The sequence below is a fragment of the Pseudomonas sp. 31 R 17 genome (genome assembly GCF_900004915.1).
GTDB classification, from domain to species: Bacteria; Pseudomonadota; Gammaproteobacteria; order Pseudomonadales; family Pseudomonadaceae; genus Aquipseudomonas; species Aquipseudomonas orientalis_A.
On sequence record NZ_CVTN01000078.1, the window covers coordinates 39198 to 53271 of the forward strand.

10 protein-coding genes are annotated in these 14074 nt (G+C 61.5%); 5 read left to right on the forward strand and 5 right to left on the reverse strand.

The window, feature by feature from the left end; translation table 11 throughout:
• Window positions 1-317 precede the first annotated feature (317 nt).
• From BFP89_RS21170 to BFP89_RS21190, 5 genes are all read left to right on the forward strand, one after another.
• Window positions 318-1415 (forward strand): carboxynorspermidine decarboxylase, encoded by a 1098-nt coding sequence (locus BFP89_RS21170; protein WP_065887408.1) that lies wholly within the window; start codon window positions 318-320, stop codon window positions 1413-1415.
• A gap of 28 nt (window positions 1416-1443) precedes the next feature.
• Window positions 1444-2688, forward strand: coding sequence for a saccharopine dehydrogenase family protein (locus BFP89_RS21175; RefSeq protein WP_065887409.1), 1245 nt, complete (start codon window positions 1444-1446; stop codon window positions 2686-2688).
• Between the two features lie 200 nt (window positions 2689-2888).
• The gene (locus BFP89_RS21180) at window positions 2889-4130 is read left to right on the forward strand and encodes an exonuclease SbcCD subunit D C-terminal domain-containing protein (protein WP_065887410.1); all 1242 of its coding nucleotides are present in this window, start codon (window positions 2889-2891) and stop codon (window positions 4128-4130) included.
• Window positions 4127-7765, forward strand: coding sequence for an AAA family ATPase (locus tag BFP89_RS21185; protein ID WP_065887411.1), 3639 nt, complete (start codon window positions 4127-4129; stop codon window positions 7763-7765). Before BFP89_RS21180 ends, BFP89_RS21185 begins: the two co-directional genes overlap by 4 nt.
• A complete protein-coding gene (locus tag BFP89_RS21190) occupies window positions 7762-8355 on the forward strand; it encodes a glutathione S-transferase (protein WP_065887412.1) in 594 nt (197 codons plus the stop codon). Before BFP89_RS21185 ends, BFP89_RS21190 begins: the two co-directional genes overlap by 4 nt.
• A gap of 119 nt (window positions 8356-8474) precedes the next feature.
• Here BFP89_RS21190 and BFP89_RS21195 read toward each other — a convergent pair whose 3' ends face one another.
• The 5 genes from BFP89_RS21195 to BFP89_RS21215 form a co-directional block, all read right to left on the reverse strand.
• Window positions 8475-8654 carry a hypothetical protein gene (locus BFP89_RS21195; protein ID WP_065887413.1) on the reverse strand — a complete coding sequence of 60 codons (180 nt, stop codon included), beginning with the start codon at window positions 8652-8654 and terminating at the stop codon, window positions 8475-8477.
• A gap of 154 nt (window positions 8655-8808) precedes the next feature.
• Complete coding sequence (locus BFP89_RS21200; protein ID WP_065887414.1) at window positions 8809-9981, reverse strand: lactonase family protein; 1173 nt, start codon at window positions 9979-9981, stop codon at window positions 8809-8811.
• Window positions 9971-10258 (reverse strand): DUF5629 family protein, encoded by a 288-nt coding sequence (locus tag BFP89_RS21205; RefSeq protein WP_065887415.1) that lies wholly within the window; start codon window positions 10256-10258, stop codon window positions 9971-9973. Before BFP89_RS21205 ends, BFP89_RS21200 begins: the two co-directional genes overlap by 11 nt.
• 165 nt (window positions 10259-10423) lie before the next feature.
• The gene (locus BFP89_RS21210; protein ID WP_065887416.1) at window positions 10424-12799 is read right to left on the reverse strand and encodes an efflux RND transporter permease subunit; all 2376 of its coding nucleotides are present in this window, start codon (window positions 12797-12799) and stop codon (window positions 10424-10426) included.
• Between the two features lie 16 nt (window positions 12800-12815).
• Window positions 12816-13844, reverse strand: coding sequence for a WD40/YVTN/BNR-like repeat-containing protein (locus BFP89_RS21215; RefSeq protein WP_176718438.1), 1029 nt, complete (start codon window positions 13842-13844; stop codon window positions 12816-12818).
• Window positions 13845-14074 lie beyond the last annotated feature (230 nt).

A 14074-nucleotide genomic window follows, 5' to 3' on the forward strand; every position in this document is an offset into this window, starting at 1 on the left:
AGCGTTTTGCTTACTTTTGCGCTTTTCAAAAGTGAGCCGCTGTAAAAGCGGAACCATTAGCAGCCGTGACCGCAGAAACGGATATGTACTCGGTACAATCCACCATCCTGGTCGGCCCAGAGGCCGCCATCGAGAGCAAGTCGAATCGTCGCACCGCCCCTCCCACATCAGGTCGGTGTATAACCATGGACGGTCATACTCAGGGCCTATGCTCGAAACCCGGCGCAGCAAATTCCGCCCACTAACCTTTCGATCTGTTCCAAGTGCGGGCACAATGCGTGTCCTTTTTTGGCAGGCACCGCCGCAGGCTCTCAAAAATGATCAAAACGCCGTACTACCTCATCGATAAACAGAAGCTTCTGGTCAACATGCAGAAGATTGCCTACGTGCGCGAGCAGTCCGGCGCCAAGGCTCTGCTGGCACTCAAGTGCTTTGCCACCTGGTCGGTGTTCGACCTGATGCAGCAATACATGGACGGCACCACCTCGTCGTCGCTGTATGAGTTGAAGCTCGGCCGCCAGAAGTTCGAAGGTGAGGCGCACGCCTACAGCGTGGCCTGGGCCGATGATGAAATCGAAGAGATGCTGGACAACTGCGACAAGATCATCTTCAACTCCATCAGCCAGCTGCAGCGCTTTGCCGAGCGCTCCGAGGGCAAGACCCGCGGCCTGCGGGTCAACCCGCAAGTGAGCAGTTCCGATTACCTGCTGGCCGACCCGGCGCGTCCGTTCAGCCGCCTGGGCGAATGGGACCCGGTGAAGATCGAAGGCGTGATCGAGCAGATCTCCGGCTTCATGTTCCACAACAACTGCGAGAACGGCGATTTCAGTCTGTTCGACAAAATGCTCGGCACCATCGAAGAACGCTTCGGCGCGCTGTTGCACAAGGTCCAGTGGGTCAGCCTCGGCGGCGGCATCCATTTCACCGGTGAAGGCTACGCGCTGGACGCGTTTTGCGCGCGCTTGAAAGCATTCTCCGAGAAGTACGGCGTGCAGGTGTACCTGGAACCGGGGGAAGCGGCGATCACCAACAGCGCGTCGCTCGAAGTCACCGTGCTCGACACGCTCTACAACGGCAAGAACCTCGCCGTGGTCGACAGTTCCATCGAAGCCCACTTGCTGGACCTGCTGATCTATCGCCTCAACGCCAAGCTGGCGCCAAGCGAGGGCGAACACACCGTGATGGTGTGCGGCAAATCCTGCCTGGCCGGGGACATTTTCGGCGAGTATCAATTTGATCGTCCGCTGGCCATCGGCGATCGGCTGTCGTTCATCGACACCGCAGGCTACACCATGGTCAAGAAAAACTGGTTCAACGGCCTGAAAATGCCGTCCATCGTAGTGAAACAACTCGACGGTACAGTCGAAGTGGTTCGTGAATTTGGTTACGACGACTACCTGTCCAGCCTTTCGTAAGCTGGCGGATAAAGGAGAGATAAAGCAATTGAAAAAGAACGTTCTTATCATTGGTGCAGGAGGTGTCGCCAAGGTGGTGGCCCACAAGTGCGCGCAGCACAACGACGAACTCGGTCGTATTGCTATCGCGTCGCGCAACATCTCCAAATGCCAGGCCATCATCGACAGCGTCAAGGCCAAGGGTAGCCTCAAGGTTCCCGCCGACATCCAGGCCTTCGCGCTGAACGCCCTGGACGTGGAAGCGACCAAGGCCCTGATCCGCGAGACCGACTCGCAGATCGTCATCAACGTGGGTTCCGCGTTCCTCAACATGTCGGTGCTGCGTGCCTGCATCGACACGGGCGTTGCGTACCTCGATACCGCCATTCACGAAGAGCCGGGCAAGGTCTGCGAGACCCCGCCGTGGTACGGCAACTACGAATGGAACCACCTGGAAGAATGCAAACAGAAGAACATCACCGCCATCCTGGGCGTGGGCTTCGACCCGGGTGTCGTCAACGCGTACGCCGCGCTGGCGCAGCAACAGCATTTCGACCGCATTGATTCGATCGACATCCTCGACGTCAATGCCGGCTCCCATGGCAAATACTTCGCCACCAATTTCGACCCGGAAATCAACTTCCGCGAGTTCACCGGACAGGTGTGGAGCTGGCAGAACAGCCAGTGGACCAGCAACACCATGTTCGAAGTCAAACGCACCGACGACCTGCCGGTCGTCGGCTCGCAGAACCTCTACCTCACCGGCCACGATGAAGTGCACTCGCTGTCGAAAAACCTCGACGTGCCCAACGTGCGCTTCTGGATGAGCTTCGGCGAACACTACATCAATGTGTTCACCGTGCTGAAAAACCTCGGCCTGCTCTCCGAGAAGCCGGTCACCACCGCCGAGGGCCTGGAAGTGGTGCCGTTGAAAGTGGTCAAGGCCGTCCTGCCCGACCCGTCGTCGCTCGCCCCCGGCTACACCGGCAAGACCTGCATCGGCGACCTGGTCAAGGGCACCAAGGATGGCCAGCCGCGCGAGATGTTCATCTACAACGTGGCGGATCACGAAGAAGCCTTTGCCGAGACCGACAGCCAGGGCATCTCCTACACCGCCGGCGTGCCACCGGTCGCCGCTGCGCTGCTGGTGGCGCGTGGTGAGTGGGATGTGAAACACATGGCCAACGTCGAGGAACTGCCGGCCGAGCCGTTCCTCAAAGCGCTGGACGTGATGGGCTTGCCGACTCGGATCAAGGACGAGAAAGGTGATCGGGCCTGGAATGCGCCTGCCTGACAGGCGATAGCTGACCGAACAAAGAAATGCGCCCTCAGGGGCGCATTTTTTGTTGGGGCACGGATATCCAATAAAACAACGCGATCCTCTGTGGGAGGGGGCAAGCCCCCTCCCACACTGGTTCCGGGTCTACCCGCAGGCACCCCGTGTGCTTTTACAGGTAAACTCCCCTCCTTTTCCTCTTCTGCACGGAGTTCGCCTTGCGTCTGTTCCACACCTCCGACTGGCACCTTGGGCAAAACCTGCACGGCCAGGAACGCGACTTCGAACACGCCTGTTTCCTCGAATGGCTGCTGGACCAGTTAAAGGCCCACCGCCCGGAGGCGCTGTTGATCGCCGGCGATATTTTCGACACGGTCAACCCACCGCTCAAGGCGCAGGAGCGCCTGTATGACTTCATCATCAGCGCCCACGAACAAAACCCGACACTGACGATCGTGATGATTGCCGGCAATCATGACTCCGGGTCGCGCATCGAACTGCCCGCACCGTTGATGCGCCGCCTGCGCACCCACGCCCTGGGCCGGGTGTTGTGGCTCGATGATGGCCAGTTGGATGCCGAACGCCTGTTGATCCCGTTGCCGGATGCCAAAGGCAAGATCGCCGCCTGGTGCCTGGCGCTGCCATTCCTGCGCCCGGCGGAGGTCACGGGGGCGCAGTTGGGCGATGATTACCTGCAGGGCATCGGCCAGGTGCATGAATGGCTGATCGCCGCCGCCAACGCCAAACGCAAAAAAGGCCAGGCGCTGATTGCCATCAGCCATGCGCACATGGCCGGGGGGTCGGTGTCGGAAGACTCCGAGCGCAGCCTGATCATCGGCAATGCCGAGGCGCTGCCGGCCAAACTCTTCGATAGAAGTGTCGGCTACGTCGCCCTCGGCCACTTGCACAAGCCGCAGAAGGTGAATGGCGAAGAGCGCATTCGCTACAGCGGCTCACCGATTCCGCTGTCTTTTTCCGAAATCGGCTACAAGCACCAGGTGCTCGACGTGACGTTCCAGGGCGAAAGACTGGTCAGCGTCGAACCGCTGCCGATTCCGCGCTCGGTCAACCTGCAACGCCTGGACGCCGCGCCTCTGGCAGATATCCTCAAACAGCTGGCCGACTTGCCCGATGTGGATTTGCTGGCCGAAACCCAACGTCACCCATGGCTGGAAGTGCGGGTACGCCTTGACGAACCGCAGCCGGACCTGCGCCAGCAGATCGAAAATGCCCTGCAAGGCAAGGCCGTGCGCCTGGTACGCATCGCTGCCGAATACGCAGGCAATGGCCCGCGCGAAGGCAGTGATGAAGAGCGCCTGGTCGAACTCGACCAACTCACCCCCCAGGAATTGTTCAGCCGCGCCTGGCAGGACAGCTACGGCAGCGAAGTGGATGAACAGACCTTGAAGGACTTCGCCGTGCTGCTCCAGGAAGTGCAACAGGAGGGCGAACAGCCATGAAGATCCTCGCCATCCGCCTGAAAAACCTCGCGTCCCTGGCCGGGCCGTTCGAGATCGACTTCACCGCCGAGCCGCTGGCCAGCGCCGGTCTGTTCGCCATCACCGGGCCGACCGGCGCCGGCAAGAGCACCCTGCTCGATGCGCTGTGCCTGGCGCTGTTTGGCGCGGTGCCGCGCCTGGGCGATACCGGCCAGGCCAAGATGCCGGACGCCGACAGCGACATTTCCATCGGCGACCCGCGCACCCTGCTCAGACGGGGCACCGGCGGTGGTTATGCCGAGGTGGATTTCGTCGGCGCCAGCGGCCGCCGCTACCGTGCGCGCTGGGAAGCCAATCGCGCGCGCGACAAGGCCAGCGGCAAGTTGCAGAACAGCCGCCAGAGCCTGATCGACCTCGACAGCGAGCAACTGCTGGCCAGTCAGAAAACCGAATACAAGACCCAGCTGGAACTGGCCCTGGGCCTGAACTTCGAACAATTCACCCGCGCAGTGCTGCTGGCGCAAAGCGAGTTCAGCGCCTTTCTCAAGGCCAACGACAACGAGCGCAGCGAACTGCTGGAAAAGCTCACCGACACCGCGCTGTATACCCAACTGGGCCGCCGTGCGTTCGACAAGGCCAAGGATGCCAGGGACGTGCACAAACAGTTGCAGGACCAGGCCAGCGGCGTGGTGCCTCTGGCTGCCGAAGCCCGCGCCGAGCTGGATCAACAACTGGGCCAGGCACAACAGCAACTCAAAACCCACCAGGCCCAACTCAAGCAATTGGAGTTGCAGCACACCTGGCTCAAGGAATTGCGCGAGTGGCAGGAGCGCCGGCAAAGCGCCGCCGAGCAGTTGCAGCAAGCCCAACAACTGTGGGACAGCCAAGGCCAGCAGCGCCAGGACCTGACGCGCCTGGACCAGCTCGCGCCGCAGCGCCATCACTTCGTGCGTCGCGCTGAACTCGACGCATTGCTGGCCCCGCTCGCCGCGCAGATTCAACAGCACCTTGAGCAACAAACCGTGCTGCACAGCCGTCAGGAACAGGCGCAACAACAGCAGGCCGCCGCCCAATCGGCCCTGGCCCAGGCCCAGCAAAACCAGGCAAGCGCCGCGCCTTTGCTGCGCCAGGCCTTCGAAGAACAGACCACCCTCACCCACTTGACCAAAGAGCTGGCCAAGCGCACCGAGGAAAAGCAGCAGCACGAAAGCGCCTGCCACGAAGGCCACGTCTTGCTCACAGGCTTGCAGGACAAACAGGCCCAGGTCGCCGAGCGCCTGCAAAGCCTGGCCACCGAACTTGAGCGCAGCGCCACCCTCGCGCCACTGAGCGACGCCTGGACGGCCTACCGCGACCGCCTGCAACAACTGATGATGATCGGCAATCGCCTGAACCAGGGCGAGGCTGAACTGCCGCAGCTTGAACAGCGCGTCAACGCCGCCGTCGAGCAATTTACCCAGCAACGCGAGGCCCTGGACCTGCTGTACCAGGAGGCCGGCGCCGAACCCCACGCGGTGGCCGAACAAATTCAATTGCTCGCCAGCCTCCTGCAGGACAATCGCAAGCAACAACGCGCTTTCGAAGACCTCGCGCGCTTGTGGGGCAGTCAACAGCAGCTCGACGCACAGGCCGGCACCCTGGCGCAAAAACTCGCCGATGCGGCGCAGCAGCGCGAGCAACTGAACCAGACCGGCCTGCAAACCAAAGCCGAACTGACGGTGGCCGAGCAAACCCTGACGGTGACCAGGCAACTGCTGGAGCGCCAGCGCCTGGCCCGCAGTGCGAGCGTCGAGGAACTGCGCGAACAGTTGCAGGATGGCCAGCCCTGCCCGGTCTGCGGCAGCCACGAACATCCCTATCACCAGCCCGAAGCGCTGTTGCAGAGCCTGGGTCGCCACGATGAAAGCGAAGAGGCCACAGCGCAGCAAGCCGTCGACCGCCTCAAGGAAAAACTCACCGAGCTACGCGGCGAAGTCGGTGGGCTGATCGCCCAGCAAAAGGAATTTTTGGCGCAACAGGAACAGCTGGCGCTGCAGCAGCAGGCGTTGGCGCCAAGCCTTGAAGCACACCCACTGTACGCGACGCTGTTGCATCAGGACGCGGTCAAGCGCACCGACTGGCTGGCCCAGCAACTGGCGCAACTGACCCAAAGCATCGCCCAGGACGAACAGCGCCAGGGCGCCCTGCTCAACCTGCAACAAAACGCCGGGCGCTTGCAGCAGCAATTGCAGGCCGCACAGGACGCGAGCCAGCAGGCCCGACAATTGTTGCTCGACCAGCAGCGCGCCCTGGCCAGTGACCGCGAGCGCCTCGATACGGAGCTTGCCAGCTTCGCCAGCCTGTTGCCCGCCGCCACCCTGGAAGGCTTGCGCAGTGAGCCGGCGGCGACCTTCCTGCAACTCGACCAGCAGGTCAGCCAGCGTCTCGAGCAACTGGGCCATCAGCGCGATGAACTGGCCGAGCAGCAAGAGCGCCAGCAGGCCATTGAAAAACAACAGACCCATCAGCAGCATCGCCAGCAGCAGTCAGAAGCCCTGAATCTGCAGGTCGCGCAGCTCTGCACCCAGCAACACGACGCCCAGGCCAAACTCAGCGACTTGCTCGGTGCGCACGAGAGCGCCGAACAGTGGCAACAGCAGTTGGACCAGGCCGTCAGCCAGGCGCGCCAAAGCGAAGCCGACGCCAGCCAGGAACTGCACGCGGTACACACGGCGCTGGTGCAACTGGTCGCCGATCTCAAGGCCCTGCTTGAACGTCAGCAAGCGCTCGAGGCGGAGCAGCAGGCCCTGGACACGCGCATCACTGCGTGGCGCGCCGCGCATCCCGAACTGGATGACCAAGGCCTGACCCGCCTGCTGGCCTTCGACGAGGCCCAGGTCACGGACCTGCGCCAGCAGTTGCACACCCGCGAAAAAGCCGTTGAACAAGCCGGTGTCTTGCTGCAGGAGCGCGAACAGCGCCTGGCCGAACATCAGGCCTTGCACAACGGCAACCTGGACGCCGAGCAGCTGGACAACAGCCTTGCCGCGCTCAACCAGCAACTGGCCGAGGGCGAGAAACACTGCGCCGAACTGCGCGCCCGCCAGGCCGAAGACCAGCGGCGCCAGGACGCCAACCACGCCCTGGCCGAACAGATCGCCAAGGCCTATGACCAATGGCAGCGTTGGGCCCGCCTGAATGCGCTGATCGGCTCGGCCACTGGCGACACGTTCCGCAAAATCGCCCAGGCCTACAACCTCGACCTGCTGGTGCACCACGCCAACGTGCAATTGCGCCAACTGGTGCGCCGCTACCGCCTTAAACGCGGCGGCAGCATGCTTGGCCTGCTGGTGATGGACACCGAGATGGGCGACGAACTGCGCTCGGTGCACTCACTGTCGGGCGGTGAAACCTTCCTCGTCTCCCTGGCGCTCGCCCTGGGTCTGGCGTCGATGGCGTCCAGTACCTTGAAGATCGAGTCGCTGTTTATCGACGAAGGTTTCGGCAGCCTCGACCCCGAATCCCTGCAACTGGCGATGGACGCCCTGGACGGTTTGCAGGCCCAGGGGCGCAAGGTGGCGGTAATCTCCCACGTGCAGGAAATGCACGAACGCATCCCGGTGCAGATCCAGGTCAAGCGCCAGGGCAACGGCTTGAGCACCCTGGAGGTCAAGTGAGCACGGCGCTGCTGTACTCGTTCCGGCGCTGCCCCTATGCCATGCGCGCGCGGTTGGCGTTGCGCTATTCAGGCGTACCGGTGGAGATCATCGAGGTGAGCCTCAAGGCCAAACCGGCCGACATGCTGGCGTTGTCGCCCAAGGGCACGGTGCCGGTGTTGAGCCTTGACGGCCGGGTGATCGAGGAAAGCCTGGAGATCATGCAATGGGCCCTGGCGCAGCACGACCCCGAGGATTGGCTGCTGCAAGGCGATCCTGCAGTGCTGGCGTTGATCGCCGAGAATGACCAGGTGTTCAGACATCACTTGAATCGATACAAGTACGCCGAGCGCTACCCCGAGCACGCAATGGAACATTATCGGGCCGAGGGTGAAGTGTTCCTGCAGATGCTGGAGGACTTGCTGGGGGACCATGACTACTTGCTCGCCGGGCACATGAGCCTGGCGGACGCGGCCGTTGTGCCGTTCGTACGGCAGTTCGCTCATGTGGATCGCGAATGGTTTGCGGGGGCGCCGTATCCACGGCTTCAGGCATGGCTGCAGCGGATTCTGGAGTCGCAGCTGTTTATGGCAGTGATGGCAAAACCCTGAAACCAACATCAATCAACCTGTGGGAGGGGGCTTGCCCCCGATGGCAATGTGTCAGTCTGCTTATCTGTAGCTGACCCACCGCAATCGGGGGCAAGCCCCCTCCCACAGGTTGATCTTTGTTAGCCCTGGGTCTTGTGATCCAGCGCGGCATAGAAGTTGGCACTTTGTTGCAGGTACTTCTGGGTATAGGCAGTGGTGCCGGATTTTTTGCTGGTGACGTCCACGCTGGCTGCCGCAGGCAGGGCTACGGTCGCGGAAACGGCGGAAGCGGCGATGATCGAGAAGAGATTGAAGTTCATGACGGTAACCCTCGTGTGCGTTGGTTTTGGTGGCCGGGAGGCCTTGGAAGCCAACTTACGCCCGAGGGTTGAAGCTTAGAAATGCTTTGAAACAGTAGCCTTCATCAATAAAATTAATAGTGAAGGTCAGGCCCCGGCTTTCGGGGCCTGTGGCTTATTGACGCACCAGGAACTTGAGGTCGCTGGGCGCGTCAATCGGCAATTTCTGCACGGTTTTACCCAGGAGGCCGGTCTTGGGGTCGCGTTCAACCACCACGATCTCATTGCTTTTCTGGTTGGCGATCAGCAGGAACTTGCCGCTCGGGTCCAGGCTGAACTCGCGCGGGTGGTCGCCTTCGACCGAGCGGCGCTGGATTTCCTTAAGGTGCGCGGTGGCCGGGTCGATGCTGAACACCACAAGCTGATTGGCCGTGCCACGGTTGCTGACGTAGAGGAACTTGCCGTCGCTGGAGGCATGCAGCGCAGCGCCAGCTTTATCGGACACCGGCTGGCCGGCGGCGAAATCCACCAACTGGGTTTGCGCAAGCTTGCCATCGTTGTAGTCGAAGACCGCCACCTGGGCGCTCATCTCAGTGGTCAGCCAGGCATGCTTGCCATCGGCGCTGAACAGCAAGTGGCGCGGGCCGCTGCCCGGTGGCAGTTGCACGGCGGCCGGCTCGGCCGGGGTCAGCGGCAGTTCGTGGTTGGCCTTGGGGTCGTAGCGGTAGGCAAACACTTTGTCCGCACCCAGGTCCTGCACGAATACATACTTGCCGTCCGGCGACGACACCACCGAATGCACGTGGTTGGAAGCCTGGCGTTCAGGGTTCACACCGCTGGCCGGGTGCCCGCTCAACTGCACCGGGGCCGACAGCTTGCCGTCGGTGTCCAGCGGCAAAATCGCCAGGCTGCCGCCCGGGTCTTCCACCACTGAATAATTGGCGACAAACAGATAACGCCCGTCGGCGGCCACACTGGAATGAGTCGGCTCATTGCCCAGGCTCTGCACCTGGTTGATCAGGGTGAGCTGATAATTCTGCGGATCGATGCGGTAGCTGCTGACGCGACCGACCACATCGTCCTGGCCCGGGCCGTTTTCGTTGACCACAAACAGCTGCTTCTGGTCTTTGGAGAGCGTCAGCCAGGACGGGTTGGCGGTTTTCGCCGCCAGCACCGGCTTGCCGCTGAACTGCCCGGTACGGCTGTCGAATTGCAGGCGGTAGATCCCTTCACTGCTGCCGGCGGTATAGCTGCCGACCAGCAGTTCATAGGTGTCGGCCGGTGCAGCCTGCACCGACATCGCGCCGACACTGCCGGCCATCAACAGGGGCCAGAATTTACGCATCATCTGCTTCGTCCTCATCGTTATTGTTGTCGCCCTGGATGGCGCTCAGGCAGACCAGACGGTGTTCACCGTCGTCATTACACAGCACCCAGCTTTGCAGGCTGTCATCGAAGGTCGCCGCCTCCAGTTGTTCTGGACTGAAGGTCCACCGCTTGAGTTCCCGACCGTCCATGCTTTCGATCAGCAACTGCCGGTCCAGCGTGAAGTCGAAGGCGTGCAGCCCGTTGATGATGAGCATGTCGCTGTTGGCAAGGGCGGTGGTCAGAGTGTCGGCAGTCATGGCAGTCAATCATTTACGAGGAAGGTCGCAATGATAGCCCAAAGCAATAATGTAGGAGCGAGCTTGCTCGCGAAGAACTCACAGACAGCGCATTTATCCAGATGCACGCGTTATCGTTGACGTTTTTCGCGAGCAAGAACTAGGCGTCCCCCTCGCTCCTACAGTTCAGTGCGCAAACAACGAGTTGCCCTTCTGCCCCGCCAGCTTTTCCGGTTTGATCAGGAACCGCGCCAGTGCCGGCAACAGCCACAACGCGCCGAACATGTTCCACAGCAGCATGAAGGTCAGCATCAGGCCCATGTCGGCCTGGAACTTGATCGCCGAGAAGATCCAGGTGCACACGCCGATGGCCAGGCACAGACCGGTGAACAGCACGGCTTTACCGGTGGACTTGAGCGTCTGGTAATACGCCTCTTGCAGCGGCAGGCCGGCGCGCAGGAAGCTTTCCAGGCGGCTGTAGATGTAGATGCCGTAATCCACGCCGATGCCGACACCCAGGGCCACTACCGGCAAGGTCGCGACCTTGACGCCGATGCCCATGAACGCCATCAGCGCGTTGCCCAGCACCGAGGTCAGTACCAGCGGCAGCACGATGCACAACGTCGCCGCCCAGGAGCGGAAGGTGATCATGCACATGGTCGCCACGCACAGGTACACCAGGATCAGGATGATCAGCTCCGACTCCTTGATCACCTCGTTGGTGGCCGCCTCGATCCCGGCATTGCCGGCGGCGAGGATGAATTCCAGGCCGTCCTTGTTGTTCTCCCTGGCAAAGTCCTGCACCGCATGCACCGCACGGTCCAGGGTCTCGGCCTTGTGGTCATTGAGGAACACCAGCACCGGCGCCAGCGAGCAATTGTTGTTGTACAGGCCGTCGGCACGGGCAATGGAGTTGTTCAGCACGTCCGGGTTGCGCGACAGGGTTTCCCATTTCAGGTTGCCCTCGTTCATGCCCTTGATCATCTGCTTGGACACGGTCACCAGCGAGATCGCCGACTGCACGCCCTCGGTGTTCTGCATCTTCCACATCAACTGGTCGATGGGCGCCATGGCTTCATAGCGCGAGCAGCCTTCAGCCTTGGTCTTGACCATCACCACCAGCACGTCGGAGCTGGTGGAATAGTTGCTGATGATGAAGTTGTTGTCTTTGTTGTAGCGCGAATCCGGGCGCAGTTCCGGCGCGCCCTGGTCGAGGTCGCCGATCTTCAGGTTCTGGCTGTACCAGAGGCCGCCGCCAAAGGCGACCAGGGCCAGCAGGATCGACACCGGGGCGACTTTGGCGCTGGCGAATTTCGACAGCAGGCGCCAGAACGGATGATCGCGGTGCGCGTCCTTTTTACTGCGTTCGATGGCGCGGTTGCTGATGCCGGCGTAGGAAATCGCCACCGGCAGCAGGATCAGGTTGGTGAACACAATCACCGCCACGCCGATGGACGCGCCGATGGCCAGTTCGCGGATCACGCCGATGTCGATGATCAGCAGCGTGATAAAGCCCACGGCGTCAGCGAGGATCGCGATCATCCCCGGCAGGAACAGTTGCCGGAAGGTGCGCCGTGCGGCAGTCAAGGCGTTGTCCGCCTCGCTGGATTGCAGGGCGATGCCGTTGATCTTCTGCACGCCATGGGAGATGCCGATGGCGAAGATCAGGAACGGCACCAGCATCGAGTACGGGTCCAGCCCGAAACCGAAGAAGTGCATCAGCCCCAGTTGCCAGACCACCGCCACCAACGTCGTGCTCAACACCGCAATGGTGCTGCGCAGGCAATTGGTGAACCACAGCAGCAGAATCAGGGTGATGACGAACGCAACACCGAAGAACAGCACCACCATCACCAGGCCATCGATCAGGTCGCCGACCTTTTTCGCAAAGCCGACAATGTGGATCTTGACGTTGGGGTTCTGGGCTTCGAACTTGTCGCGGATCTTGTCTTCGAGTTCATGGGAGAACTTGCGATAGTCCAGGGCCAGCAACTTGCCCTGGTCCTGGGGGTCCGGGTAGGACTCCAGCAGCGGGATATCGACGATGCTCGACTTGAAATCGTTGGCGACCAAACGCCCGACCTGGCCGGACTTGAGCACGTTGTTGCGCAGTTGATCGAGGCTTTGCGGCGAGCCGTTGTAGCTCTGCGGGATCACCTCACCGCCGGCGAAGCCTTCCTCGGTCACTTCGGTCCAGCGTACGCTGGGGCTCCACAGCGACTTGAGGCCCGAGCGGTCGACGCCGGAGATGTAGAACACCTCGTCGTTGATCTGCCTTAGGGTCTCCATGTACTCCCTGGTGAAGATGTCGCCGTCCCTGGCCTCGACCGAAATGCGCACGGTATTGCCCAGGTTGGCCAGGTCATTGCGGTGCTCCATCATCTTTTCGATGAAGGGGTGCTTGAGCGGGATCATCTTTTCAAAGCTGGTGGAGGGGCGAATCAACGTCGCCTGCCAGAACAGGAAGACACTCACCAGCAGGCAGATGAGGATCACTGCCGGGCGATTGTTGAAAATCAGGCGCTCAAGAAAGGTCGCTTTATCGTTGTGATGACTGCTCATGCTTCCCGCCTTTTTCTTATTGTTTCGTCGGTTCGGCGCCAGCAGCTGTCGCGACGCGAACGCCGCCCTGCCCGACCAGAATCAAGTTGCCATTGCCTGCCGCCGTCACCGCTGAAAGCGAAATCCGGTCCGGGCGGTTGAATACGCTGAAGGTCTGGCCATCGTCGTGGCTGACCACCACGCTGCCGCCATTGCCCACCACGACGATGGAACCATCATCGAGCAAGGTCGCCCCCGACAGCCCGAATTCGAGGGCGCCGCGGGCGGCATTCAACTCGACCGGTTCCCAGGTGCCGCCAAAGTCGGTGGAACGGTAAAGGTTGCCGCGCAGGCCGTAGGCCAGCAGGGTGCGCGGCTGAGCGGTGGCGATCACGCCAAACAACGAGCCCTCGTAGGGGCCTTCGAGTTTTTCCCAGGTCTGGCCGTCATCGCTGGAGCGGAACATGCTGCCCTGCTCACCGACGATAAACAGGCCGGCGTCCTTGATCGAGGCAATCGCATTGAGGTGGAACTGGTCTTCGTTGTCGAGGCGGTCGCTGACGTCTTCCCAGGTCTTGCCGCCATCGGTGGTCTCGATCAGCGCGCCGTAGGCGCCTACGGCCAGGCCGTGATTGGCATCGTTGAACCACACGTCGAGCAGCGGCGCTTCGCGCTTGAGGTCCTGGTATTGCTGGGTCCAGCTGGCGCCACCGTCGCTGCTGGCCAGGATCTGCGCATCATGGCCAACCGCCCAGCCGTGCTTGGCATCGACGAAAAACACCGCCGTGAGCAGTTGCCGGGTGGGGACTTTGGCCTGGGCCCAGGTGCTGCCCTGGTCATCGGAATAGAGGATGTGCCCCCGATCACCCACCGCCACCAGGCGCTGGCCGGCATGCACGACATCGATCATCAGGCCTTTGGCGGCCTTGGGGGATTCAATCGCAAAAGTGGTATCGCTGGCGGCCTGGACGACCGTCGGCAATGCGACGGCCCCAAACAGCGAGAGCGCTGTGGCCAGCAACGCAAGCTTGCGTGCGGCGCGTGGGCGGCAAACAACCCAACCCATGACAGGCTCACTCATAGACCTTTCTCCCATTTATTATTGTTAGGTCGTGTTGCCTGGCGCAGGGCTCTGAAACCTGCAATCTAGAGCGCCTGGGGCAAGCACGGGCCATCCTATCGGGCTTTCGAATCGTCTGACAATCGGTGCTACGTTATCTTTTGTTAACTGACGGCATTTGGCCACAAGCTGAATATCCCTGCATCAGCTGAAATGATGATTCGCACATCAAATGA